Here is a 26135-nt window from a genome sequence, read left to right as displayed (position 1 = left end):
ACACAAATTATGCTTCTTGCTCAACCAATGCATAAGATTGCAAAGTAGTTTGAGTTAAATCCAGTAACTCCCTGATTGCAACAAAAAACATAGTATAGTTTAGAACTGCGCTTGCTTTCAGATCCGCCAATATAAAACGCCAACGCTGAATTAATGCACGATGCGATTCTCCCCAAGATGCAAGACGCGCCTGCAAATCTGGATTATCACCATCATAGTTAATCAGCCCAGCAGTAAGTTGACGTTGTTGCCAATCTAAATCATCCCGCAACGCTTCTCTGGAGAGAGATTCCCAATGATTCTCACTTGGATGCATAATAATTTGCTTTCGTATCCAGGCAAGATCCAGGAACTCGCCAATTCCGAAATAAATCTCAGCAACTTGCGCTACCTTCATATTTCTCTTATAAGCGATTTCAATAATGTCAGTTGCCGCAAATAGACCTCGTGTTACAGTTAAATCATGTGCTAGCGCTGATGGAATACCTTCATCCACAAGCTCTTGATAATGTTTATCATATTTTGCTCGTCGCTCTTCATTTAGAATAGCCGGTATGGATATCTTCAATTCAACAACACCTTGCGCATAGAGTTTTACAACTTCAGAAATGTCCACAGCCCTACGTTGACTACGCAGGAACCAACGTGTAATACGTCGAGCCAATCTGGAATAAAGCATCATCATTTCGATTTGTTTTTTAGCGCTGATCTTTGTACCCAATTCTTCGATTTGTTTCCAAACAGCTTCTAAATTAAGTACAGAACGAGTAATTACATATGCTCTTACAATAGCGGAAACAGGAGCTCCTGTTTCATCCTGCAATCTGTAAATGTAAGTAAAGCCCATCTCATTTACAATAATATTGCTTAATCGAGTTGCGATAATTTCTCTTTTTAGCGGATGCGATTGCATTTGTTTGCTAAACCGCTCTTGCAAGGGTTTTGGAAATGAACTAATTAAAAATTGGGTCATATACGCTTCTTCGGGAACACCTGAGGCCAGAATTTGTTCCTTAAGAATTGTTTTACTGTAACACATCAATACAGCAATACTGGGACGCATCAAACCTTTACCCATTAATTTGCGTTCCAAAATAACCTTATCGTCGGGTAAATACTCAAGATTACGGTCAATTTTTCCAGTGCGTTCCAATTCACTAATATAACGGCTTTGTAGATCCAATGCTTGAAGAGGTTGCGATGCAGTTAAACTAATCGCTCTCGTTTGCAAGAAATTGTCACGTAGCACCAATTTGCTGACTTCATCAGTCATTTCAATTAATAATTCATTACGTTGTTTTGGAGTCAAATCACCAACTGCTACAATGCTGTTCAATAGGATCTTAATATTTACTTCTTTATCTGAACAATTCACACCACCCGAATTATCAATGAAGTCGGTATATACCATTCCTCCATTTAATGAGTATTCGACTCGTGCCAATTGGGTTAATCCCAAGTTACCGCCCTCACCTACAACTTTACAACGCAGTTGTTTTGCATTCACTCGAGTTGCATCATTGGTTCGGTCGCCAACATTAGCGTTTGATTCAGTACTGGCCTTAACATAAGTACCGATTCCTGCACTCCAAAGCAAGTCAACCTTAGCTTTTAAAATTGCTTTAATTAACTCATTCGGCTCAATCTCGGTTTGTTTAATTCCAAAAGCTGCTTGCATTTCCTTACTGACAGGGATGGATTTGGCATTACGATTGAATACACCACCACCCTTGGAGATAAGTTTTTTATCGTAATCTGCCCAATTCGAACGTGGCAAATGAAACAAACGCTCACGTTCTTTGTAACTGATTTCTGCATTAGGATCAGGGTCGACAAAAATATGGATATGGTTAAATGCACCAATTAACTTGATGTGTTTTGACAACAACATACCATTACCAAAAACATCGCCTGCCATATCTCCGATGCCAACAACAGTAAAATCGTTATTCTCAATGTCTATATCCAATTCATAGAAATGACGCTTCACTGATTCCCATGCACCTTTGGCTGTAATCCCCATCTTCTTATGGTCATAACCTATTGATCCACCTGATGCAAAAGCGTCACCTAGCCAAAAGCCATATTCTAAAGAAATAGCATTGGCGAGATCAGAGAAAGTTGCCGTACCTTTATCTGCAGCAACAACAAGATAAGGATCATCCTCATCAAAACATACAACATTCACAGGTTTGACCACTTTGCCTTCAACGTAATTATCTGTGATATCGAGAAGACCACGAATAAATAATTGATAACAACCGATTCCTTCAGCCATTATTTCTTCACGAGTACCGTTTACAGGCAAAAGCTTAGGTACAAAACCACCTTTGGCACCACTAGGTACAATAACTGAATTTTTCACTTGCTGCGCTTTCATTAAACCAAGTATTTCTGTACGGAAATCTTCCCTTCGATCAGACCAACGCAAACCGCCGCGAGCAACCTTGCCGCAACGTAAGTGAACCCCTTCAAAACGTGGAGAATAAACAAAAATTTCAAACATCGGATGTGGTTTTGGCACACCGGGAATAATTTTACTGTTTAACTTGAGTGAAATATAAGGTTTATGATGTCCATCTTCATTTATTTGATAAAAGTTAGTACGTAACGTAGCACTAATAGCATGGATGTATTGTCTGATTATTTTATCTTCATCCAGATTGGATACAGTATCAAGATCGCTTAATATTTCGATGGATAAATCAGCAAAACGATCCTCTCGATTAGGATCATCCGCAGGATTACAGCGAACTTCAAATAATTTCACTAATTTTTTAGCAATAGCAACATTATTATTTAACGCCATTTCCATATAGTCTTGGCTAAAAGTAATACCTATTTGTTTAAAATATTTGGCATAGGTACGCAAAACAGCTACTTCACGCCAATTAAGTCCTGCTGCTAAAACTAACTGATTAAATCCGTCATTTTCAGCTTGACCAAACCAAACTTTAGCAAAGGCGTTTTGGAATAATTCTTTAATCTCATCAAGCTCAAACTCAATCGGCTTATTATATTGCATGGCAAAATCATTCACCCAAGCTATTTTACCATCCTCAAATTTCAATGCATAAGGGCGTTCACTTATAGCGCGCAAACCCAGTTTTTCCAATATGGGCAAAACATCCGATAAAGGAATAGTGGTATCATGCTGATATACTTTTAATCTAAAGCTATTTTCTGACTCATCCAGGGGCTTATAAAAATTAATACCTAATGGTTCTTCCGGGGTAAGCAATTCAATATGTTTAATATCATAGACTGCTGTCCTCGCAGGGAACATATCACTATAAGCTCCTGGAAATGCATTTTTATAACGGGCATAGAGACTATTTGCCTGTTCTTCTCCATAAGCCTCATATAAATGAGTTTGCAAATCGTCGGTCCATGAACGGCCTGCCTCAATCAACTTTCTTTCAATTTCTTTTAGATCATATTCAAGTGGTAAATTCGGGTTAATTTTAATAATAAAATGAACTCGTGCCAGAACAGACTCGGTAAATTGAGTTGAATAAGAAGTCTCAATTGAGTTAAAACTCTCGTCAAGAATTTGCTTCATAGCCATTCTTAACTCAGTATTAATCCTATCTTTAGGGACGTATACTAGACAGGAAACAAAACGTCGATAAACATCCACTCGTGCAAACAAACGAATACGCTTTCTGTCTTGCATGTAAAAAATACCCATTGCGATTTCCAGAAGTTCATCTTCTGTTCCTTGAATCAAATCATCACGTGGTAACGTTTCAAGAATATTTAATAAAACTTTACCTGCATGACTACGTGGATTTAATCCGGAATTTTCCATGATATGGGCTACTTTACGTCGCAAGAATGGAATTTGCTTCGGGTTCGTATGATAAGCAGCAGAAGTATAAAGCCCAATAATTCTTCTTTCGCCAATCACCTTTCCATGTTCATTAAATCGTTTAATTCCTATATAATCAGTATAAGCGTCACGATGAACACTTGCTAATGTATTCGTTTTTGAAGTAACCAAAATTCGTGGAGACAGGGTAAATTCGCGTGCTTCAGGTGCCATTGCAGAAATACTACGCAACATTGATTTAGTAACGCTTTCACGCAAAAGTCCTAATCCGGTATTAGGAACAGCTTGTAAAACCGTTTCTTTACCCTTTTCCACCAACTCATAATCCCTCATCCCCAGGAATGTAAAATGATGGTCTTCAATCCAATGTAAAAACGCCTTTGTTTCTTCCACTTCATCCAAATCAAGCACTGAAGACACTTTATCAATCTCTGCAATTGCTTCTCGAACTTCAGCACGCATTTTTTCCCAATCTTCAAAAACGACTCGATTATCTTCAAGAGCACGCTCACATCCTTTATGCAATTCTTCAAGTACCTTAGGATCAGTTTGGCGATCAATTTCTAAAAATATTGGCGCCTCATGAATTACATCTTTTTCATCTAACATTTGATTACGAGGTAAGATCTTGCAGACCCGGTTATTTTTATCTCTTTTAACCCGAATCCCCCCCATATGAATAGTTAGATGAGAGGATAGGCCCATCCTATGGATTACCAGACGAATTGAATCAACCAAAAACGGCATATCATCACAAATCACTTCAATGACGGTATGTGTTGTTTGCCATCCATGACGTTCATAATCTGGGTTATAGATTCTAATTTTTGTTTCGTGTGGTGCGCGTTCACTAATTAAAGTCCAAAAATTTACTACAGCGCCGTAAAGATCATCGATAGTCCATGCATTAAGATCTTCCATTGCTACAGTACTGTATAGCTGTTTGGCAAATTCGGCGCAAAACTCGGTTTGATCACCAACCATAGAACTTCTAATTCTATTTACAATGGCTTCAATTAATACATCTTTACCTTCTTCAAATTTATAAGACATTGTTGTTTTACCTCGTCGATTTGCCTCAGCCCTACAGCGAGAATTATTGTTTAAATATAAATAACAGCCACTCTTATCCGGTCAGTAAATAAACTGACGGACAGGAGTGGCCCAAAAAATCATATCTTACCCAGTATGAGTTAATATTAAGAATCACTAATGGCTATGGTTTTAGTATTAACAAACTCTAATATACCTTCTTTCGATAATTCACGACCATAACCCGACTCTCTTATTCCACCAAATGGTAACCTGGGGTCTGAAGCTACAAAAGCGTTAACAAAACAAACGCCAGCTTCTATATCATAAGTAGCTATATGCTCTCCTCTCTCCAAATCCCGAGTAAATACCGCAGCACCTAAACCATATTGACTTTGGTTTGCATATGCAAGGGCTTCTTTCTCATCATTGGCTGTAATAAGAGCAATAACAGGTCCAAATAACTCTTCATCGAAAGCCGGCATACCTGGCCTTACTTGAGTTAATAAAGTTGGTGGATAATAAAACCCTTTTCCTGCGGGAATTATACCACCTACCAATAATTTAGCACCTTGTTTCAGTGATTTTTCTACTTGAATTTGTAAGTTTTCACGCAAGTCGGAACGGGCTAATGGACCAAGCTTGGTTTCTGAATCAAGTGGGTTCCCCACTTTAAATGCATCCATTTGCTCCATTATCTTCTGTGTCAATTCTTTTTCAATGGATTTTAAAACAATGATACGCTTAGCAGCAATACAGACTTGACCTGAGTTACTGAGTCTTGAATTCACAATACAACGGGCAGCAAGATCAAGATCAGCATCTTCAAGAACGACATAGGGGTCGCTTCCACCAAGCTCTAACACTGATTTTTTTAAAAATTTTCCTGCATGACTTGCGACAGCACGTCCTGCACGCCCGCTTCCTGTCAAGGTAACAGCAATAACATGAGGATGTTCTATAATTTTGGCCGCTACATCATTATCAACGATCACATGCTGGAAAACGTAGGCTGGAAATCCTGCTTCTAGAAATAGCTCTTCTATTTTGTTACCTGTTCCCGTAGAAATAGGTGCGTGCTTCAATACGGCAACGTTTCCAGCCATGAGCGTAGGCACAGCAAATCGAAAAACCTGCCAAAAAGGAAAATTCCAAGGCATGATGGCAAAAACAATTCCAAGTGGACGATAACATACTTTTGCCTTTTTCATGTCCGTTTGGATTACTTTTGGAGAAAGGTATTCTTCTGCATGCTCCGCAAAATACTCGCATAACCAGGCACACTTATTAATTTCAGCCCTACCCGCCGTAATTGGTTTGCCCATTTCAGTTGCCATTAAATGAGCCAATTCATCTGTTTTTGTTTTTAAGAGTTGGGCAAGTTGCAACATTAATGCTTTTCTTTGACTAAAAGACGTTTTTTTCCATTCCAAATATGCTTCATGTGAGTCGTTAAGTTTTTTCTCAACATCCTGCTCATTCATGCAATCATAGCTTTGTAATATTTGTTCAGTTGCGGGATTTACAGTTTGAATTATCATAATGTCTCCATACAGAATAAAGTATATTTAATTAAAGTTATCAACTCTCCTTGCACACTACTTTTGATTATTGATACTATTTTCATACTCTTAGATTTTCAGAAAAAGCAATAGTAGTTTAAATCAATACATTAATACAATTAATAAATATTTCGGAAAATCCATATTTTTAAGAGAACGTGTTTTCAAGCAATGGTTTTCTAATAACACTAGGATAATTAATGAACTTAAGCAAACAGCAATTCCATCCATTACACTACGTAGCGGCTTGGTCAGTGCATCTCTTTACTGCGAGTGCAGCCTGTATCGGTGTCTTTTCATTAGTAAAGATATATCAGCACGAATACATTTTCGCTTTATGGCTTATGTTTATTACTGTTGTGATCGATGCAGTTGATGGAACGCTGGCTCGCCTGGTCAATATTAAGAAAATTTTGCCCAAGATAGATGGGGCTCTGCTTGATAATATTGTTGATTACTTAAATTATGTTATTACGCCATGTTTTTTCTTACTCGTGAAACCAGGTATGCTTCCACCTGAATATTCTGTCTTTCTTATTGCGGCGGTTTCCATTACTTCTGCTTATCAATTTTGCCAATGTGATGCCAAAACTCCAGACCATTTTTTCAAAGGATTTCCTTGTTACTGGAATATTACTATTTTATACATGTTTATTTTCAATACTTCTGCGGCAACGAATGCCATTATATTAATCATTCTCTCCATACTTATTTTTGTCCCTGTAAAGTATGTGTATCCCTCAAGACTGGACTATTTAACAGAATCCAGAATATTAAAAATACTCATGCATATTTGTTCTATTATTTATGCTGTTAGTTCGATTTGCATACTTATTAGCTATCCTAATACAAATATCATTTGTCTTAGCCTGTCTGTGGCTTATGTTGGAATGTACTTATTTTTAAGTTTTTACAGAACTTATTACCCTATGATTAAGGCAAAGATTGCCGCACAAAAAGAATAGTTTGTATGTGGGATAGACTTTGTATTTTTTATGATTAAAATAAGCCACAAAATATACTTATTGAGGTAGTTATGTCTTTATTTCACCAAATTAATAAATCGATTATTTTTTCTGCGATACTCATTAGCTCAACTCAAGCAGCAAGTATTTTCCCACGTGGATGTGAAGTTACGGGTTTTGGATACAGCCAAAATTATCTGATTTTAAATGAAACAGGAAATCAATCTTATTATTTAATACAAAACCATTCTGATTCTAAAATTGAATTGGAGCGTGTAAATACAGAAGAGGCCTTTATGAGTCCGCCCTTACATGCTACATTGGATTCAATGAGTTGGGGCGCATTTGCTTCTGATGTCAAAAACTTAAATTTTAAATGTTATAAACGCGTTGACGAAAATACTACTCTAGTGGACTGTCGTAATGTCTTAGAAGTATGTCAATATCCGAGAGTTAAGTTTGCCCTGAGCAACATGGGAAATTATTGGATTGCATTTAATAAACCCCAAAGTGCAATTATCCAAGAGTCAGTGGCAAAAGGAATTTACTTAAAATGGTGATACGTGACTAGAAAAATATTTATTCTTATAGGGTGTGTTGGTTCACTTATAATCGTGTGTGGTCTTTTGAAGTTTTTTGGAACCACCCCACCCAAACTTCATTCTCAACTTTACTATTTTATTGGTGGTGTTGCATTACTTGTAACAGCTATTTACTTTAGAATGCTTTACTTTATAGCGCTTCAACTCATACTTATTGCAGGGCATGCAGCGATTCTATTGGGTAGTGGGCCTTATACTCAGTTTTTCTTACCTATATTGATGTGTTGCCAATTGCTTACGTTCTATTTGATGTTTGGTAAGGAAAATAGTGTGTTTTTAATATTGGGAGTTTTTGGTATTGCCTTACTTTCTATGGGATTTGCCTACAATGATAAATGGATATTTTTCTCGGGCAGTTCATTAGTTGCTGTATATGCTTACTATAGCGGACATAAAGGATTATCTCCTTCTTATATTTGGGCAGTTCTGAATACAGTCATTGCCCTGCTTGCACTTTATCGAATTCTCTTGGTGTAAATAACCAATCCAATGCGTCGCAACCACTCAGGTTTTTATAAAAGAAAGCCTGGGTTGCGCTACGTTTCCCCAGGCTATGAGAATTACAGAAATTACTTGGATGGAACGATTTCGACATTCAATTTAGCAATAACATCGCTGTGGACATGTATCTCAACCACAAAATTACCAATTGAATGCAGAGGACCTTCTGGCATTACAATTTCACGCTTGACCACATCCACACCTTTCTCGGCCAAAGCATCTTTGATTTCATTAACGCCTACAGAACCATACAATTTACCTTCGTCACTCGCCATGGCATTAATAACTAAAGTAATATCACTCAATTTAGCTGCACGCTGTTCAGCAGTAGCCAAAGATTGTTGGGCTTTTTTCTCAAGCTCAACTCGGCGTTGTTCAAATAACTCAATGTTCTTAGGTGTTGCAAACACAGCTTTATTTTGTGGTATCAAAAAATTTCGACCATAACCTGCTTTTACATTTACCTTATCACCCAGGTTACCTAAATTTCTCACTTTTTCTAATAAGATAACTTCCATCTTAATAACCCCTTAAATTGATTCGCCAACCCTTGAAGGGAAATACGATCTAAAATTAACTAAACTGTCTAATGAACCAAGGACAATGTAGGCACATAATACAAAAGTGGGTTTCACCAATATTAACAACATCAATAAAATGAAAACCCTAACTTGTCTCTTACGAGAAAAAATAAAATAAGCCAGACCAAATCCCGAAGCCAAGAAATAACAAAGCACTATGGGGAGTACATTCATAGCTAAAGGAATTTCATAAAAAGTTGCTAAAGAAACTCCCAAAAAAACTAAAAATGAAAGTCTACCACTACGAAACGCCATTAATTCACTCCTGAATCCTCCAGGTAAAAATAATTTTGCTTGCATTGCTCGCGCAAACATTAAGGAAATTATTGCAGAAACAAGAACACTTAAGATCTGAATTCCGAAAAATAATTGCGCCAAAACTACTGAATTTATGTCATTAAGAGCGGGCTCAACTAATTCCTGGTATTGTGTCAAAATCATTTTAAACAATTTAAATTGTTCGACAATAAAACCTGGAATCCAAAGTTGAATGAGTAGACACCCAAAAAAAGCCAGTAAAAAAAATACCCCAGCGACTACCTGCCATCGTTCAGTATTTCGCAAAGCCAATGCTGCAAAATAACATGGAAGATAGGTAATAAGAGTATTAATTAGTACTCCGGATAATGGTATTAACATCATCAATGGAACAGAATGAATAACAAGCGCAGGTAATAAAACATCAAAACCAGATTTTGCACCCTTTCTTAAAGTCACCAAACTTACTAAGGCAACTGAAAGCCAAGACGCAAAGGGTAATATTGAAAAAACCACAGCATAAATAATTGCTTGCTGTTTGCTTTCGAGTATTACCTTGCATTGTTTTGTTATGAAATTACCTGCACTCATCATTATTATTTATGGCTATCACAATATGGCAACAGACCAAGGAATCTGGCTTGCATAATTGCTCTTGCTAATTGTCTTTGAAAACGGGTTTGAGTACCAGTAATACGGCTTGGTACAATTTTACCCGTTTCAGAAATATAATTTTTCAGTAAATTGATATCCTTATAATCTATTTCATTACCGCCTTCAGCACTAAAACGGCACATTTTTTTTCTACGAAAATAAGCTGACATAATTAGGGCTCCTCTTAAGCAGATCTGGTTTCTTTTTCTTTCTTCATCAAAACAGATTCAGTAGTGATCGCTTGTTTTTGACGAGTAATTAAGTTTCTGATAATTGCATCGTTATATTTGAATGCATTTTTTATTTCATCCAGAGCCTCAAGGCTACATTCAATATTCATAAGAATGTAATGTGCTTTGTGTACATCACTTATTGGATAAGCTAATTGACGACGACCCAAGTCTTCTTTACGGTGAATCACCCCATTGTGCTTACTTATGATCCCTTCATAGCGCTCTACCATTGCTGGTACTTGTTCGCTCTGATCCGGGTGCACAAGAAACATAATTTCATAATGTCTCATGATTTCTCCTTATGGAAAAAGCCTTCTGTCATCTAAAACAACAGTAAGGCAAGGTTTAAAAAAAGCTGCTAATTATAACCATTTTAATCGCATCATACAATTATCAAACAATTAAAAATAATTAAATATCTGAAATAGGTAAATCAAACTCCCTATTTAAAATTTTTTTATTAATTTATAGTGACAAATATCCATGAATTAGGTTACCGTGCATAACTTAAATGTCTTTGATTTATAATCAACTTATTTGAAAGGTACAGAGGTAATTAATGGATATAATTTCTCTTCAATTTGAAGAACCTTTAATGATTCATATTGGTGATGCAACTATTAAGATTTTGGCTTTTAAAACACAAGAACATGGAAATATAAAATTTGGTGTCGATGCACCCAGATCAGTGAACGTGCATAGGGAAGAGATTTTTCATGCCATTAAACAAAAAAAACTTTTAGAAACCGTTGAATAATTTATCTAAAATGGGTCAGGTATCATCGCGTTCGATTATAGTTCTTTCTGGTTTAATTCTGGCCTTATCTTCTATTATTCTTTTAGTAAATCATTTTTTTTACAAATATCCAGGGAATAACTACTTTCCTGAAAATATCCCCTTTCTTGCTTTAGTCTTAATTCTTTTGAACCTTGGGCTCGTCCTCTATTTTCCTCAAGACAATAAAATTAGGCAAGTTGGACGAGAACTAGTTTATTTTTTTGCCATCATGTGCGTCATTGCCTTCGCTACAAATGCAGTGCAATTAACCCCATTCCCAATTATTGATCCATTTATTGTCTTGTTTGAAGAGAAGTATATGCATATCTACATGGAGTCCATAGTAGCCTGGACCCATAATCATCCTCAGCTCAAATATTTACTTGGTATCGTTTATGACAGCCTTCCGTATCAAATGAGTATTTTGCCTGTGCTGATTATTATCACATGTCGCTTTCATCTAATCAGGGAATATTATTTCTATTTGTTGTGCACTGCCTTAATTGGTTTTGGATTTTATTATTTTTTTCCTACTACTGCTCCAGCAAGCGTTACCAACAGTCCATTCTTCTCGCCAGAGCAAATTGCCACAGGCTTTAAATTCAAACAAATTCATCACTATATTAATCCAACTACAAATGAAGGAGGATTAATAGCCCTTCCCTCTTTTCACGCAATTTGGGCAATCTTATGTGTAAATCTTCTTAGAGAATGGCTAATCCCTTGCGTTCTATTATCCATAATTAATGTCTTTCTTATTGCCTCATGCGTTTTACTGGGATGGCATTATTTAATTGATATCATCGGGGGATTTATTGTTTTATGGATTAGCTACTACCTATTTCGATACTGTTCAAGAAAAAATATAGACCCCTCCAAGAGTTTGGGTGCAGCCTCGTCTCGTTCTAAATTTTTCTGAGTAAACCTGTAGGATGAGCAAATTCATTTTGAATTATTTTGTTGTTATTTAAGTTTAATGCATGATTACTTCTTAATAATTGTTTTTTCAGGGCTGATTGCAGTGTTATCCCGCTCTGCTCACTTAAAGGAGGATGTACTTGCACAAACCAGACTCCATCATGTCTTCCAATTTTAACGGGTTCATTAATCACCCTTACTGGAGTTCCCACAGGGACCATTCGAAATAAAAATTCAATATCATCAGGAAACATGCGAATACATCCTGCACTCACGCGCGTGCCAATTCCATTAGCTCGGTTTGTTCCATGAATAAGAAACGTTGGCCATCCCAAGCGCAAGGCATGTTGGCCTAAGGGATTATATGGTCCTGAAGGAAATTCATCTGGGAGAAAATCTCCATTTTTTTCTGCTTCGGCACGCAGATTTTCTGTTGGACGCCATTTGGGATTTGCTTCTTTTGCTACAATTTTAGTAACCCCCAAAGGAGTATTCCAACCTTTCCGACCGATACCAACGGGAAAAGTAATTACTACATTCTCATTTTCAGGAAAATAATAAAGACGGTATTCTGCTAAATTAATCACAATTCCCTTTCTAGGAACATTAGGCAGTATATATTGTGTAGGAATAATAAGCCCTGAACTCGTTAAAGAACGCCTGGCATCAATTTGAGGGTTTGCTCTGAGTAGCTCATAATATCCGACATCGAAACGTTTTCCTATCTCATCAATCGTTTCGTTTAACTCGGATTGCGCATATTGAACCTCGCCAACCACATCACCTGTTGCGGGTATAACCAAAGTGGTTGCATTAGAAATAAACACAAAAAAAAATTGCATAAAAATCAAGAAGAACAACCTTTGTTTCATAAAGATCATTTTCAATGAATTATCCATAAACATAGTCTGACTAGGGTAAAGAAGTAGCCTGGGTGGCGTGTAACGGAACCCAAGCTACATATTTTATAAAAATAGCAAAAGCAAATTAAAAGCTTTCATCCACTTTAAAACGTTCACCATACTTGGACTCAAGAGTCTTAAATAAATTTTCCAAATTATTGGTTCCAAAATCCTTAGCATAGTTCATTGGACCGCCACGGAAAGGGGCAAATCCAGTACCGAAAATCATACCTGCATCAAGCAAATCTGCATCAGCAACAACACCCTCACGCAAACAAGCTGCTGATTCATTAACCATTCTTAGGATTAAGCGATCTGCAATATGTGGAGGAATTGGCGTACTAGGTTGTTTTTTGATTGGCTTACCATTTTTGTACTGATAAAGCCCTTGACCTGTTTTCCGACCAAGCTTACCTTCTTTAACCATGTCACGCAGCTTTTGTGGTACAGTTCCGCCAAAATGGCCTGTTAAATTTTCAGCAACAGCCAAACCGACGTCTAATCCCACTGTATCTGCAAGCTCTACAGGTCCCATGAACATACCAAAAGACAAAGCTGCTTCATCAATAGTTTCAGCACTATATCCTTCATCCAGTAATTGGACACACTCCATGAGATAAGGCATCAAGACCCGATTTACTAAAAATCCTGGGCTGGATTTAACCGGTAACGGCAGTTTGCCAATTTGATTGACAAAAGCGCATGAATTAAGTTCAACCTTCTTAGAGGTTTGTGTACTGCTCACTACTTCAACCAGGTCCATCTTAGCAACTGGATTGAAGAAATGAATTCCAACCAGGCGATTAGGATTAGCCATGACACTACTGATTTCATCCAATGGAATACTGGAGGTATTGGTAGCAATGATGGCATCTTTTTTAGCAAGTTTTTCAACTTTTTTCATGATTTCTTGCTTTACTGCAAGATTTTCAAATACCGCCTCAATAATTACATCAGCGCGGGCAATACCATGGCCTTCAGGATCAGGAATTAAATTATCCATCGCAGCTTGTATCAGACGGGGCTTACGTAATTTTTTCTTATATAATGCATGAGCACGGCCAATTGCCGGAGCAATTTGAGCATAAGTTTGATCTTGCAAAGTGACTCGCAGGCCACGTAGAGCACACCATGCAGCAATATCGCCTCCCATGACACCAGCACCAATAACGTGTACATGATTTGCCTTAAAATCACTGCCTTTTGCAAAGCCTTTTAAACGCTCACGTAAGGTAAAAGCGCGGATTAAGTTTTTTGCAGTAATTCCAGTAGATACTAAATGTTCCACCGAATCTATCTCTTTCAAATAAGCCCTATCCCCTATACCCCCTTCTTTCTCCCATAAATCAACAATGGCATAAGGCGCAGGATAATGTTCTTTTCGCACCCGTTTAGCAATATTATGACGCATTAAAGCAGCAATAGGTTTTCTTAGCCAAGCACTATTAGTAAGTCCTTGTATGAAGGAAGGTTTATGTTTTGGTGGTTTATTTTTAATAAAATAAACTGCGGCTCGTTTTAGCTGACGTACAGGAACGACCTCATCAACCATACCTAAACTCTTAGCTTTTGCCGCATGTACTGCATTACCGGTTAGAATGATTTGCGATAAAGCATTAAAGCCACCGATCAATTGAGGTAAACGTACAGAACCACCCCAACCAGGATGTATACCTAACATGACTTCGGGTAAACCGATTCGAGTATCTTTTTCATCACTAGCAACTCGGTAAGTACAGGCCAAAGCTAATTCATAGCCGCCACCCATGCAAAAACCATCAATCATAGCAACGCTAGGAATTGTAAGAGCCTGTAATCGAGCGAAAACAGCTTGCCCTTTTCGCAAAAAATCTACTGCTTGGGCTGGAGTCTCAAATTTTGAAAAAGCATTTACATCTGCGCCCGCGATAAACCCTTTTTCTTTAGCTGAATGAACAATTAAGCCTATAGCATTTTTATCTTGCGACACTTCATGCAGAAGGCTGTTGAGTTCATCTAATACTTCTTCATTAATGCTATTTATAGATGTATCTTTTCTATCCAAGCCTAACCACAGAATATTGTCACTATCGCGTTTCAAGTCCCAATGTTTGTAATTATTCATGTCCTTTCACCTCAGTCACTCGTTCAAGATACATAGCCCCGCCCTGTCCTCCACCAATACAGATAGAAGCCATACCTCGCGACTCATTTTTTTGTTCCAATGATTTTAAAACGTGTAATACGATTCGCGCACCACTTGCGCCTATAGGATGCCCTGCTGCAATTGCACCGCCATCGCGATTAAGCTTTTCTAATGAAGGGCCACCCCACGCCTTTTCCAAACCTAACTGAGTTCGGCAATAATTCTCATCATTCCAAGCAGCAACGCAACCCAAAACTTGAGCAGCAAACGCTTCATTAATTTCCCAGCAATCCATGTCTTCAGGTTTTAATTTTTGTCTTTGTAATATAGGAGTTGCTGCATGTACTGGGCCAAGTCCCATTTGCGAAGGATCAAGCGCAGCCCATTGTGAATCAACTATTCTTCCTATAACCTGCAAACCATATTTTTTCACAGCATCAGCACTGGCCAGCAATAACAAGCAAGCCCCATCTGTGATTTGCGAACTATTACCAGGGGTTACCATGCCGTATTTTTTATCAAAAAAAGGCTTTAATTTTGCTAATTTCTCTACGGTTGAATCTGCTCGTAATCCGTCATCTTGTGAATAAATACGTCCTTTAGAGTCAATAAGCGGTGTGACTTCCGTCATTCTATTTTCATCATAAGCCTTTGCCAGTCTTAAATGGCTTTGATTGGCAAATTCATCCATTTGTTCACGGGTAATATTAAAGCGGTAAGCAACTTTTTCGGCAGTTTGTCCCATGTTCATACCGACAATAGGGTCAGTAAGGCCACGCAGCAAAGCAATCACAGGGGCAAGATAACCCGGTCTAAATTGTGTGATTAGCCCTAATTTTTGGCTCATACTCTTCGCAGAATACCAACTGGCTAACCAAGATGCCATTTTTTGGTTGAACAATAATGGCGCATGGCTCATGGCATCCGTACCCCCTGCAAGAACCAAATCACTGCGGCCACTTGCAATTTGGATGGCTGCATTATCCAATGCTTGCATTCCGGAGGCACAATTTCTCATTACCGTAAATGCAGGTACTTTTTCACCACATCCCAGACGCAAAGAAACTACGCGAGCAATATTTGCCTCATCTGGGCTAGGCATTGCGCAACCAATAATTACTTCGTCCAACTCTGTTGGAGCAAAGGGTTGTCGATTTAATAATGGCATCCCTGCAGCTACCGCTAAATCAGATCCAGAAAAAGGACCTATTCCCTTGGCCTTTAGAAATGGTGTTCGATTTCCATCAACAATATACACATCTCGGCCATGTAAATTCGACTTCTGTTTCATCGATCCTCCTTATTTTTAAATTGCGGTTACATCACTGCAACGATGTTTCGTTAAAAGAGTAGATTACTCCCAATTACTCTGTATCAAATTGGCAGCATACTTCTTTTGAAATAACCCAGATCTTTTAACTTAACGCCATACCTCTTCACCGATAGTAGCTCTGATTTATGAATGATAAAGAGTAGCAGTAATCATGAAAATTTGGAAATTTTTATAAAGCATTAAATAAAAAATTATTAAACTAACTTCTTGAAAAAATGAATACTATAAGATTCACAAAGCAATTTATCCTTCTTTGGATAATTATAGATCATATTGGTGTATTTAAAGTTTTTGTCTCCATGCATTCAACTTGAATTTATAGATATTGCATATTGACGGCATCAAAATACCTGTTATACTGCGCAACCATTGATTGGAGAGATGGCCGAGTGGTCGAAGGCGCTCCCCTGCTAAGGGAGTATGGGAGAAATCCCATCGAGGGTTCGAATCCCTCTCTCTCCGCCAGTCAACGCGCCCGTAGCTCAGTTGGATAGAGTATCTGGCTACGAACCAGGGGGTCGGAGGTTCGAATCCTTCCGGGCGCGCCATTTTTAATAAAAATCACAAAAGCAAAAATCACTCCGAAATGACAGCCAAAAACATCCAATGTCTTTGGCCCGGAAGTGTTCGAACCGAACGAGGTTCGACAAAATGCGAAGCGAAGAGCGCAAAGCGCGGCGCAGCATTTTGGACGCGCTTCAGCGCGCCGCAAAGCGGTGAGGAAGGAACAAAGTGACTGACGAATCTATCCTTCCCCTGAATCTTGGGATCATTTTAATTTAATAATAAGCTCTAAATACTAATTAATATTTGATCCTTCCGGGCGCGTCATTTTTTTCTTTTAAAATCAATGCCTTAGTCAAAATACTGTGTCATAAAAACCAACCTACTGTGGCAAAAACGTGTCATAAACTCGTTCTGCAGCTGTTCTTAAATGGTCACTTGAAAGGTGTCATAACGTAGTACCGTTTCGTAATTTGACCAGCCTCCAAACTCTTGTAAGTCGTGTAAGGCTGTTTCATTTTGCACATGCCAACTAGCCCAAGTGTGCAAGGACTTTTACTTGGAAGCCGATTTGACTTAATAAAGGGGTAAACCTTAGATATCCCCAGATAAGTGAATTAGAAAAGACATAAGCTTTGATATGTTAAACAAATAAAAAATAAAAAAACAATTGACTCGAACTATTTTTAATATTTATTTTGGAATGTTTACCGCTTAACTTTTTGCCTAAAAAATAATCTTTACAAGGGCTCAACTTTTGTCATTCCATTTTAATTATTCGCTTTCTTTTGCCCTTGAGTAATGTAAGAGTTCTCATAGCCCTCAATCATAGCTACCTTGGAAGCCCACTGCTTTTCCCAAGAACTAGGTTTATATGACTTAATATGACTTATTCCAAGCAATTAATAATTTCTTTTGTGAGGAGCTCAAAGAAAGACCATAATGATCAGACATAAAAAGATAAGCCCGAGCTACAACTCCTTTTGCTTTATCAGGGGGTTCAGCACGATGGGAGGCTTTATCATTGCGCATCCTAGAAAATCAGATTGATAAGGCAATGTTGTAAATCGGTAGTTAGATCGCGCTTGATTCACAACTCCTAATTCTGGCCATATAAATTGTAAAGTTCTGCTTCTACATGTCGATATCGATCATCTATTTTTTCACAGCATCTGCATCCTTTGTACATCCTTCCTCCACCGTCCTCACATAAGGGAGTCCGCCAGCATTCAAATTGTTGCCCAAAATGTTCAGCAGTTATAATTATGCTCTCATTAAATACTATGTGCTCTCTTAATTGCTTCAGCAGCTTGCATCTTACAACTCTTTAGATCAACCTTTTTATCTTCATAGTTACATTGCCAATATATTGTTTGAGGGTTTTGTTGAAATAATTGGGATGCAATTTTCTTAGCTTGTGAAAAAGAACCTGGTGATTGGGCATAACTTAAAGAGATAAAAAATAATAAAAAAATCGAAGCATAATAGATTAAACAGAGAACGATGGGTTCGTTATAGAGCTATTTTTTGTTTTAACAAATTTTAACCTGATAAATCGAAACCCTCATAACTTTTATTGTATAAACATATTGCCCTAACTATTCACCTCCGTATCTATTCAGAAAGAGAATTCAATTAGTGAAATTACTTACTTAAGAACCTAGAATGATTTAGAGTTTTATTAAACTTAACTTATGCCTTAAAAATTAATTGAGATAACAAACATAATCAATTACTAGCATCTTTACAGATTTGCCATCTGGTCCCAGTATTAAAACTTAGCAAAATCAGATTGCATTTTATAATTATTTATTGGGTTTTAGTGCTTTTATATTCAGTACAAACCCTTATGCCTATAGTAATATTTTATCGAAATACAAATAGATACCTAAAGTGTATTATACTTCAATGGCTTTCAGTAGGTTAAAAAAACAATCTTATTTCGGAATATTTTGATTACCTGTTTCAAACCTTTTTGCTGCTTCTTCGAAAATTTTCACTACCGCCCGATGAGAGTCTGTTTTAAAACCGAATTTTCCTAAAAGTTCTGTAGTTTTACCTTGAGCGGTATTAATGATTTCCATTTCAGGAGAATTAAAAAAGTCAGATTTGAATTTTTGTAAATCTTCTGGCGATTCTATATCCGCTACCGAATCTTTAAGTGATTTAAGAATTGCCCTCTTTAGCGAATCTCCTTTTATTTCTTGATATTCTTTTTTAAAAACCTCACAGGAGGTATGGTCAGTACTGACTTCTCGAAAATCATGTTTCCTATCCTTCGTACTACCTTTGCGATACTCTGGAATGCTTTCTTTAGTATTTTCTTTGTTCAACTCATTCTTCTTTAGATACTCTTCCTCCTTTCTCAGATTTAATTCATCCACATAACTTTGAGGCAGAGCGATTGTCCCTTTTTTATAAAAGGAATATAGTGCATCTGGATCTTCTGATAAAGTTTTTCCCGGGTTTTTTTCGTACCAGTCTTCTATTTCTTTTCTCCATACCTTTCTACCCTCTGCTGTGGGATAATGGTAATTATATACATATAACCATTGATCCCTGCCTGAAATAAGAGCCTGTTGCTTAAATTTGGCTGAAATTGGATTATCTGTTGGTTCTTTAGCCCATTCAACATAAGGCATAAATCCTGAATCCAGATCAATTGTTCTTACGCCTTCGGCTGTAACAAGCATATTTTGTGGGCTATTATGCCTAACATTATTTGCTAAATCAGGGTGCATGTAGCCTAACTCGTTAACTTTTTTAAGTGCTAAAATAAATTCCTCAAATTTAGGTTTTAATTCATCTCTCTTCATCTCTGCAGAGGCTAACTTTGGCATATTAAACACATGTTTGTCTTTAATATTCCATAAACCCAAAACAAAAAACTCTTCTATATTATGCTTTTTAAGCAGAAACTTTTGATCCAGAATTGCAAGATTTGTTTTAATATCTCTTGGTTTATCCTCCCCTCGGCCAACTTCTTTAAATGCTTTATCATTTGTTTTTTGATATACCGTTCCGAATTGACCTGAACCTAACGTTTTTCTTTGAGAAATATGTTCACCTTTATGACTACTCCACATGTGTGAAAAATCCCTCGGCTCCTCCATGCGAACAGCATAAACTTCTTTGTTGTAACGATATATTCTGTATTGCTTGTTTTCCTCATCGAGATAATGTTTTGTTATGTCGTCTCCTCCCATAATTTCTTCTATTGAAGGTGAAACGATTTGTCTTTTCGTTTGATTCCCATCTTCTAACTCTTTACTTTGCATTTCAAAATACCAATCATCAGTTTTCTATAATCTAAATTATAGGCTAATTATTCATTATTGCTCATAATGCCTTATTTATATTCATAATCATTGATGAGTATTTCAAAATTCCAAAATAGTATAGGCGTCATTATTATTTAGTTGCCTAATTGTTACAGAAAGCCAGATTCATTTTTCAATTTTTTAAATTTTCCAAATGCTGCTTGCTGCAGTTGCCCAAAATCATCTTCATTAAATTTGAGAGTTCTGCTGATGCAAGTTATGGTTTCAACAACGATCACAAATTGACAGTTTATTTTATAAATTGCATAATAATAATTCATTAAGATCGTTTGATTATTAAAAAGCTCGTTTTTAATAAAAGACAATTTTCGTCAATTAATCCTGCAAGACAACCTTACTTTAGCCTTAAAAGGTTTAAATAAAATACGATATGCTGATAGATCCTTTTCAAACGATAACGTCCAAGAGTATCTGTTTCATTGTAATAGGCCTGGCTTTCAAGAATTTTTAGACTTCTTAGATGATGCAGATTTATTAACAAAAGAAACCGTTCACAAACTAGCGCAACAAAATGATATTGATTTAATCCTAAAAGGCATCCATGACCTAGCAGATAACAAGATAATTACTAGTGATAATTTCAAAGAATTTCTTAATGAGATGATCCTACAAACTGATTTTTCTAAGACCATTGATGCGTATGTGAATGGTAAAATTAAAACGCAGGAAAAATACCGCTAAAACAGCTCATGTTTTTTTGCATCTGATTCAAAATCTACCACGAACACACAAATAGCAGAGACTAACCATACTAAGAATAAAAACCTTAGCTCATAAAAGACACATTTGTACCGGTAGGCCTGGGGGTGTGCCCTCACATTGCTCGATAGCATCCGCCTTCCTTACCGATGGAATGAATGAAATTGATAGCTCTATTAAAAATTTTCAACGTGCTTGTGATGTAAACTGACCTTTTAAGCAGTGGTTTACTGTGTCATAAATTGTAGCGTAACTGTGACAGTAGTGGACTATCATTAACTTAGTTTTTAAAACGGTACTGGAGGTCAATGAAAAGCGCCTTACCTGGGTTATGCAAATTTGTTTAATTAAGACACTAATAAATCAGATCACGTATTTATGAGATAGCAGGAATAGCTCATTTAGTTTTCGATTCATCGTGATGAATTAAGAGCATGCTTTTTATCCCAAAAAACATTACTCCGTAATTGAGTATCATTAGATTCCCTTAGCCTGTACAAAGAGTAAAAGCTGCCGTGTTTCCCTGAATAAAACATCTAAAATAGACCCAACCTTTTGAGCCTCTTTTCATGGAAGAACCTGACCTTATTATAATAGTTTAGGGATATCAAAAAAATTTTTTGACACGAGGGAAGCGTTTGGGCTTTTCTCGTTTCCAACAATCTAAGGCATCGATTTTTTCGATAGCCTCTTATATCCAAACTATTTATGCTTAAAAAGCCGATTTATATCTGGTTCCGCTTCAACCATATTATCTGAACTGGTGATAGCTTCTTTTTTACCCTTAACTGGTGTTTCTTTTTCTGAGTTATTTAAGCTCTTCTCTTCATCCAAAACTTGTTTGGACGTATCTAAAAAAGACCATTTTTTTGTAGCATCCTTAGGACTTTTTGTACCATTAGCTTCTTTCGACATCATGTTTTACTCCTTGTGAATAAGTTATGAACATTATAAGCACCATATGTTAACTTTAGCAAATAGGGTAATTTAATTATACTTTAAATGTCATGGTAGTCTCTTCCTGCGGATACTCCAGTTCGAAACCTTTTTCAAGCAAAGGACCAAAATATTCCGCAATTGAACGAACCGGCTTCTCCATATATAAAGATTCCCCTGGTTTTGCTTTAGGATTTATATTTTCTTTCTTAATCCAATTTTGCATCATTTCCCTATCATAAATATTAATCTCCTTCGTTCTCATATTTATTGTTGCAAACAGGGTCAATTCTCGTGTCGGACTATTATTATCAAACATCGCCACAGAAACATTGGAACCGATTAATTCCTCTTGATTTAAAGATTTCATCATTTCCCCTGGTACTGCTTGATGGGAACCTAGCAACCCTTCTGTATGCTCATAGCGTTGGGTGGTTCTCCCACGACCATGTGCTCGTTCAACAGCAGAAGTTACATCCGTAGAAATCGCAACAATGTCTACTTCACCATAGCGCTGATTCGCCTCTCGAAGCTCATCAGCTTTTAATTTGGTTTGGTCATGAAGAAAATGAGGATATCGTTCTCCTCCCAATGCATTGCTTTTTTTCGCAATAACGTGCATTACCCTTTCTTTAACCAACAGGGCTTCTTCGTACGTAAATTGAGAATATTTCAGGGGATCTACTTCGGGTTTTTGCAGAAAAGGTTTCAGTCTATCCGCATTATGATGAACGAGCTGATTCCATGCAACAGGCTCAGGCTCATAGTGTCCTATAACTTTTGAAACAAGTTTCAGACAACTCCCTTTTCCAGAGGCAACTCCTCCAGTAGTAAATACAGCTAGAGAGCGTTTTTTTTCAACGTACTCTAATCCCTCCAAAGCATTTTGCTCACAAAGTTCATTAATAGATTCCGCCACTACTGGTTCAATGATTACTCGGGCTCTCTGAGTATAAATCAAGGCCATACCTCGCTGAACACAAACCGCTTTAAGTAATTCTTTATCAGTGCTCCAAGGCTCTTTTCCTGAAATTGATGCATAAAATGATTTTAGAGCATCTAACTCCTCAGAAGAAAAAGGATACTCCTCTTTTGATTTTCCATTGGCCAAATCATTGAAAAATTCGATAACATCCAGCTTCGTATTCGCATGCATTAAAGCAACTTTGGACACTACTCCCGCAAGCAACTTCCCTTCTAACTTTTTTTGGACCATGGTAAAAGCATGCCCAAATGTATCCATCTCATCATCAACATGCTTATCCAATTTTACTGTTGCTTGTAATTGAGCAAGAATCTCATGTTCAACAAGGCGCTCAGGATACAAACAGACTAAATTTCGCACCATTTCTTTGGGAAAGGCTGCCGTAGTCTGCTCTAATAAAGTGATAGATTCCTCTCCGCCACCAGAACTTGAGTAAGCTATTATCGTAAAATCTTCCGGCCTTACTTCCTGCTTTGATTTTATTCTTTCTTTTAGCTCAACGGTGGGCACAAAGAATCGACCTTCATATGACATTTTGACCGTCTTTGATAACATGAAACACCCTTTGAAATAATTAAAGAACACATATAGTACAATATATAGATTAAGTGGACATTAAGAAAACATCGAGTAATTTTTGAGATAGGTGATAACGAGCATAAAAAGGAGAAGACTTGCCGCACTACATGAGCGATTGTATTTAAAACTAAATCAATCCTTCATATTCCATATTATATCAAATTGACAATTAATAGAACATTAAGAGAGGAATTTATTTTCTAACCTTATATTTTTGGTAAATATCTATTTTCCTCGCTGCTAATAGGGCTTTTGGATATTTAGAAACTTAATCCTATTAGATATTTATTAGACCATTGTTGAGGTTGAAAATTTTTGCAAGAACGCACATATCATTACCCCTAAAATACAGTTTTTTGCTTATTTATTGGTAAACGCCGCCTCGTTGTGTTATATACTGAAATAATGATGCTTGAGAAACATACAGTGTATACTAAAAACCTACAGAAAGAACGGTTAGAAAATAAAAAAATGACAGCCCAAGTTGATGCTTTTCTTGCTGACATACCCAGACTGCAGAGTGACGATATTATTCAGCAAGCTGATAATTTAGAGCATCTAATCTACCGGCGTATTGATCAAACTTTAGCATTATTTGATAGTAACCAAGACGTAAAAACAGGTATTGTTTTTACAGATTTATTTGAAGAAGTCAGTCAGCTGAATCAAAAACTCAATGCACTACATAACGTACATTTACAAAACCCACTTTTATATTTTCATGCGTTCAACATGGAATTAATCCCCAAAGATAAACAATCACATCCCGCAGAATATTTGCGCGAGCAATATAATTACTTTATGGATGTTGTTTTGGTATTTGATAAAAAAAGCAAAGAGAAAGAACATATTGCAGTATTTGTGCGTCAACTATTATCTCAACCAACCGGACAGAGATTGATTATCAAATTAAATCAACTTGCAGAGCAGCATGGTTGTCGCATTTCAGTTGAAGAAAAAAATCCCCCTATGTTATCTGTTACCCCTGTAGCAACCTCAGGTGTTGGTGAATCCGCGGCAATGACTGATGCAACTACAAAGCCAGCATTAAAATTTTTTAATTATCCCAGAACAATATGGAAGCAAATGCAGCTTTTATATCCTCGTAATTTTTGGGAAGACTCTCGTTATCCATTACAAGCATTAACGTATGGCAAAGAAACCAGTTTAGCTTTCAAACCTGCCTTTATCTCCATTGGACATGAGTTTACACATACACTACATTTTTTTAGAGGTAAAGATAGACGTAAAATGGCTTTTTTGGACAGTGACAAAATGTATATAGAAAGATTGTTCTCAAGAAGCATAGAAGAGTTATGGACAATTGATCGCGGTAATATCAATGAGAATAAACTAAGGGCTGAGCATGGGATTAATCCTTGTTTTAGTCATGTGAGAGCCGGATTTTTCGTTGACCCTGCCGATGAGCTTTCGCTAGAGCGTATCAAAGAAACCATGCCCAAAGTGCAATCACCACTTCAGGAGTCACAAACGAAACCGAGTCAAGATAAAGAAAAACACACTGAGGTACCCTGCGGTTTTGTCACATTGTCGTTGCAAGATGAAAAGCCGGATCGCTGCCTTATTCAATAAATTGAAACAACCGTATTCACAAGGTTAGATTAACATGTTGGAGGCAAATCAAAAATTCTTCGTCTCACATTCTAAAAATTTTATCATATGAACGTAAACTCTCGATAATATAGTGTGCACCACCTTTGACAAAACACAATCACCTGAAACATGGTCCTATTTATCATGCACATAAAGATCCTTTACTGCATGCTAATGATCATTTTAATAGCCCCAGTTTTGCTCGCTTGAGCAAAAGTCTCATATGCTTCAATGATATTTTCAAATTTAAAATGATGGGTAATAAGCTTGTTTGGGTTAAGTTTTTTTGTACAAAGCATTTTAAGCAAAGTAGGTGTTGTAATGGTATCAACAAGTCTCGTGGTAATAGCAATATTTTTTGACCATAATCGCTCTAAATGTAGGGGCACTTCAATTCCATGGACTCCAATGTTGGCAATAATGCCACCCGCCGCTACAATATCTTCACACATCACAAAAGTATCTGGAATTCCTACCGCTTCAATGGCTGCGTCCACTCCAAATTGGTGTGTTATTTCCATTACTTTATGAATGATATTCTCTTTTTGACTATTTAAAATATAAGTTGCACCTAATTGTTTTGCAATTTCTAAACGATGCTCGTCCTTATCAATCATGATTATTTCTGAAGGAGAATAGAGTTGTGCAGTTAAAAGTACAGCTAAACCAATTGGGCCAGCACCAACGATGGCAACTGTTGAACCAGGTTGAATTTTTCCATTTAATACGCCACATTCGAATCCAGTAGGCAATATATCGCTTAACAAAACCATTGCATCATCCGTTATATCTGGAATTTTATATAAACTGGTATCTGCATGAGGTATCCGTACATATTCGGCTTGAGTGCCATCAATAATATTACCAAGAACCCAACCGCCTGTCAGGCACTGTGAATACATCCCACGACGACAATAGTCACATTTACTACATGATGAAATACACGAAATAAGCACGTGATCACCCGGCGAAATCGCATTAACGTTTTCGCCCACTGTTTCTACAATTCCGATTCCTTCATGCCCTAGAATACGGCCTGGAACACATGTGGGAACATCACCTTTAAGGATATGCAAATCAGTGCCACATATTGTTGTTTTCTTCATTTTAATAATTGCATCAGTTTGATTTTGAACTTCTGGCTTGGGATGATCTTCAATTGCTTTTTTTCCTTTGCCTTTATAGATAAGCGCTTTCATCT

Annotated in this window: 20 protein-coding genes, 2 tRNA genes and 1 pseudogene; 8 read left to right on the top strand and 15 right to left on the bottom strand. The window is 37.0% G+C overall.

Annotated elements, in window-relative coordinates:
• Positions 1–7: 7 nt before the first annotated feature.
• Both DY223_RS07815 and DY223_RS07810 read right to left on the bottom strand, forming a co-directional pair.
• Positions 8–4885, bottom strand: a complete 4878-nt coding sequence (locus DY223_RS07815; RefSeq protein ID WP_058457750.1) for an NAD-glutamate dehydrogenase — start codon at positions 4883–4885, stop codon at positions 8–10.
• 146 nt (positions 4886–5031) lie between these two features.
• Positions 5032–6405: an NAD-dependent succinate-semialdehyde dehydrogenase gene (locus DY223_RS07810; RefSeq protein WP_058457749.1), complete on the bottom strand. Its 1374-nt coding sequence runs from the start codon at positions 6403–6405 to the stop codon at positions 5032–5034.
• A gap of 221 nt (positions 6406–6626) precedes the next feature.
• Between DY223_RS07810 and pcsA the strand changes: the two genes are divergently transcribed.
• From pcsA to DY223_RS07795, 3 genes are all read left to right on the top strand, one after another.
• A complete protein-coding gene (pcsA, locus tag DY223_RS07805) occupies positions 6627–7391 on the top strand; it encodes a phosphatidylcholine synthase (RefSeq protein ID WP_058457748.1) in 765 nt (254 codons plus the stop codon).
• Positions 7392–7462: 71 nt separating this feature from the next.
• A complete protein-coding gene (locus DY223_RS07800; protein WP_058457747.1) occupies positions 7463–7951 on the top strand; it encodes a hypothetical protein in 489 nt (162 codons plus the stop codon).
• A 3-nt stretch (positions 7952–7954) separates the two neighbouring features.
• Positions 7955–8470, top strand: coding sequence for a hypothetical protein (locus DY223_RS07795; protein WP_058457746.1), 516 nt, complete (start codon positions 7955–7957; stop codon positions 8468–8470).
• Positions 8471–8562: 92 nt separating this feature from the next.
• Here DY223_RS07795 and rplI read toward each other — a convergent pair whose 3' ends face one another.
• From rplI to rpsF, 4 genes are read right to left on the bottom strand one after another with little or no spacing between them, the layout of a single operon-like run.
• Complete coding sequence (gene rplI / locus DY223_RS07790) at positions 8563–9012, bottom strand: 50S ribosomal protein L9 (protein ID WP_058457745.1); 450 nt, start codon at positions 9010–9012, stop codon at positions 8563–8565.
• Positions 9013–9024: 12 nt separating this feature from the next.
• Positions 9025–9927, bottom strand: coding sequence for a hypothetical protein (locus tag DY223_RS07785; RefSeq protein WP_174223900.1), 903 nt, complete (start codon positions 9925–9927; stop codon positions 9025–9027).
• Positions 9928–9929: 2 nt separating this feature from the next.
• Positions 9930–10157 carry a 30S ribosomal protein S18 gene (gene rpsR / locus DY223_RS07780; protein ID WP_010653600.1) on the bottom strand — a complete coding sequence of 76 codons (228 nt, stop codon included), beginning with the start codon at positions 10155–10157 and terminating at the stop codon, positions 9930–9932.
• 14 nt (positions 10158–10171) lie between these two features.
• Positions 10172–10510: a 30S ribosomal protein S6 gene (gene rpsF / locus DY223_RS07775; protein WP_058457744.1), complete on the bottom strand. Its 339-nt coding sequence runs from the start codon at positions 10508–10510 to the stop codon at positions 10172–10174.
• 269 nt (positions 10511–10779) lie between these two features.
• On the opposite strand from rpsF, the gene DY223_RS07770 reads away from it, so the two are divergent.
• Together DY223_RS07770 and DY223_RS07765 are read left to right on the top strand one after the other, a co-directional pair.
• Positions 10780–10977, top strand: coding sequence for a carbon storage regulator (locus tag DY223_RS07770; protein ID WP_058457743.1), 198 nt, complete (start codon positions 10780–10782; stop codon positions 10975–10977).
• A gap of 10 nt (positions 10978–10987) precedes the next feature.
• Entirely contained in the window at positions 10988–11917 is a 930-nt protein-coding gene (locus DY223_RS07765; protein ID WP_058457812.1) for a phosphatase PAP2 family protein, read from the top strand.
• Here DY223_RS07765 and DY223_RS07760 read toward each other — a convergent pair.
• From DY223_RS07760 to DY223_RS07750, 3 genes are all read right to left on the bottom strand, one after another.
• Positions 11904–12788 carry a L,D-transpeptidase family protein gene (locus tag DY223_RS07760; protein ID WP_235810448.1) on the bottom strand — a complete coding sequence of 295 codons (885 nt, stop codon included), beginning with the start codon at positions 12786–12788 and terminating at the stop codon, positions 11904–11906. The genes DY223_RS07765 and DY223_RS07760 overlap by 14 nt on opposite strands.
• A 115-nt stretch (positions 12789–12903) precedes the next feature.
• On the bottom strand, positions 12904–14922 hold the full coding sequence (locus DY223_RS07755; RefSeq protein ID WP_058457741.1) for a 3-hydroxyacyl-CoA dehydrogenase NAD-binding domain-containing protein: 2019 nt from the start codon (positions 14920–14922) through the stop codon (positions 12904–12906).
• Entirely contained in the window at positions 14915–16234 is a 1320-nt protein-coding gene (locus tag DY223_RS07750) for an acetyl-CoA C-acetyltransferase (protein WP_058457740.1), read from the bottom strand. The genes DY223_RS07755 and DY223_RS07750 overlap by 8 nt, the downstream gene beginning before the upstream one ends.
• 417 nt (positions 16235–16651) lie before the next feature.
• On the opposite strand from DY223_RS07750, the gene DY223_RS07745 reads away from it, so the two are divergent.
• Positions 16652–16741: transfer RNA gene (locus DY223_RS07745), tRNA-Ser, on the top strand.
• Between the two features lie 6 nt (positions 16742–16747).
• Positions 16748–16824 (top strand) — tRNA-Arg (locus tag DY223_RS07740).
• 338 nt (positions 16825–17162) lie between these two features.
• Here the strand turns inward: DY223_RS07740 and DY223_RS19480 are convergent.
• The 5 genes and pseudogenes from DY223_RS19480 to DY223_RS07710 all read right to left on the bottom strand — a co-directional run.
• Positions 17163–17326: pseudogene (locus tag DY223_RS19480) on the bottom strand (site-specific integrase); the annotation flags it as partial.
• Positions 17327–17659: 333 nt separating this feature from the next.
• Positions 17660–17812: an endonuclease gene (locus DY223_RS19475; RefSeq protein WP_235810447.1), complete on the bottom strand. Its 153-nt coding sequence runs from the start codon at positions 17810–17812 to the stop codon at positions 17660–17662.
• 905 nt (positions 17813–18717) lie between these two features.
• Positions 18718–20058 (bottom strand): hypothetical protein, encoded by a 1341-nt coding sequence (locus tag DY223_RS07725; RefSeq protein ID WP_058457739.1) that lies wholly within the window; start codon positions 20056–20058, stop codon positions 18718–18720.
• Positions 20059–21522: 1464 nt separating this feature from the next.
• Positions 21523–21738: a hypothetical protein gene (locus DY223_RS07715; protein ID WP_058457737.1), complete on the bottom strand. Its 216-nt coding sequence runs from the start codon at positions 21736–21738 to the stop codon at positions 21523–21525.
• A gap of 73 nt (positions 21739–21811) precedes the next feature.
• Positions 21812–23296, bottom strand: coding sequence for a zeta toxin family protein (locus DY223_RS07710; RefSeq protein ID WP_235810446.1), 1485 nt, complete (start codon positions 23294–23296; stop codon positions 21812–21814).
• 429 nt (positions 23297–23725) lie between these two features.
• Here DY223_RS07710 and DY223_RS07705 point away from each other — a divergent pair, with 429 nt between their 5' ends.
• On the top strand, positions 23726–24913 hold the full coding sequence (locus DY223_RS07705) for a hypothetical protein (RefSeq protein ID WP_160116280.1): 1188 nt from the start codon (positions 23726–23728) through the stop codon (positions 24911–24913).
• Positions 24914–25095: 182 nt separating this feature from the next.
• Here the strand turns inward: DY223_RS07705 and DY223_RS07700 are convergent, their stop codons facing one another.
• On the bottom strand, positions 25096–26133 hold the full coding sequence (locus DY223_RS07700) for a zinc-dependent alcohol dehydrogenase family protein (protein WP_058457735.1): 1038 nt from the start codon (positions 26131–26133) through the stop codon (positions 25096–25098).
• Positions 26134–26135 lie beyond the last annotated feature (2 nt).

This window comes from Legionella bozemanae (genome assembly GCF_900450575.1).
In the GTDB taxonomy this organism is placed as follows: Bacteria; Pseudomonadota; Gammaproteobacteria; order Legionellales; family Legionellaceae; genus Legionella; species Legionella bozemanae.
This window is presented reverse-complemented; position numbering and strand designations above follow the sequence as displayed.

Excerpts from the sequence above, each read along its gene's own strand:
- DY223_RS07815 (WP_058457750.1), bottom strand. The coding sequence starts at position 4,885 with ATGTCTTATAAATTTGAAGAAGGTAAAGATGTATTAATTGAAGCCATT.
- DY223_RS07810 (WP_058457749.1), bottom strand. The coding sequence starts at position 6,405 with ATGATAATTCAAACTGTAAATCCCGCAACTGAACAAATATTACAAAGC.
- pcsA (WP_058457748.1), top strand. The coding sequence starts at position 6,627 with ATGAACTTAAGCAAACAGCAATTCCATCCATTACACTACGTAGCGGCT.
- DY223_RS07800 (WP_058457747.1), top strand. The coding sequence starts at position 7,463 with ATGTCTTTATTTCACCAAATTAATAAATCGATTATTTTTTCTGCGATA.
- rplI (WP_058457745.1), bottom strand. The coding sequence starts at position 9,012 with ATGGAAGTTATCTTATTAGAAAAAGTGAGAAATTTAGGTAACCTGGGT.
- DY223_RS07785 (WP_174223900.1), bottom strand. The coding sequence starts at position 9,927 with ATGATGAGTGCAGGTAATTTCATAACAAAACAATGCAAGGTAATACTC.
- rpsR (WP_010653600.1), bottom strand. The coding sequence starts at position 10,157 with ATGTCAGCTTATTTTCGTAGAAAAAAAATGTGCCGTTTTAGTGCTGAA.
- rpsF (WP_058457744.1), bottom strand. The coding sequence starts at position 10,510 with ATGAGACATTATGAAATTATGTTTCTTGTGCACCCGGATCAGAGCGAA.
- DY223_RS07770 (WP_058457743.1), top strand. The coding sequence starts at position 10,780 with ATGGATATAATTTCTCTTCAATTTGAAGAACCTTTAATGATTCATATT.
- DY223_RS07765 (WP_058457812.1), top strand. The coding sequence starts at position 10,988 with ATGGGTCAGGTATCATCGCGTTCGATTATAGTTCTTTCTGGTTTAATT.
- DY223_RS07760 (WP_235810448.1), bottom strand. The coding sequence starts at position 12,788 with ATGAAACAAAGGTTGTTCTTCTTGATTTTTATGCAATTTTTTTTTGTG.
- DY223_RS07755 (WP_058457741.1), bottom strand. The coding sequence starts at position 14,922 with ATGAATAATTACAAACATTGGGACTTGAAACGCGATAGTGACAATATT.
- DY223_RS07750 (WP_058457740.1), bottom strand. The coding sequence starts at position 16,234 with ATGAAACAGAAGTCGAATTTACATGGCCGAGATGTGTATATTGTTGAT.
- DY223_RS19475 (WP_235810447.1), bottom strand. The coding sequence starts at position 17,812 with ATGCGCAATGATAAAGCCTCCCATCGTGCTGAACCCCCTGATAAAGCA.
- DY223_RS07725 (WP_058457739.1), bottom strand. The coding sequence starts at position 20,058 with ATGCAAAGTAAAGAGTTAGAAGATGGGAATCAAACGAAAAGACAAATC.
- DY223_RS07715 (WP_058457737.1), bottom strand. The coding sequence starts at position 21,738 with ATGATGTCGAAAGAAGCTAATGGTACAAAAAGTCCTAAGGATGCTACA.
- DY223_RS07710 (WP_235810446.1), bottom strand. The coding sequence starts at position 23,296 with ATGTTATCAAAGACGGTCAAAATGTCATATGAAGGTCGATTCTTTGTG.
- DY223_RS07705 (WP_160116280.1), top strand. The coding sequence starts at position 23,726 with ATGATGCTTGAGAAACATACAGTGTATACTAAAAACCTACAGAAAGAA.
- DY223_RS07700 (WP_058457735.1), bottom strand. The coding sequence starts at position 26,133 with ATGAAAGCGCTTATCTATAAAGGCAAAGGAAAAAAAGCAATTGAAGAT.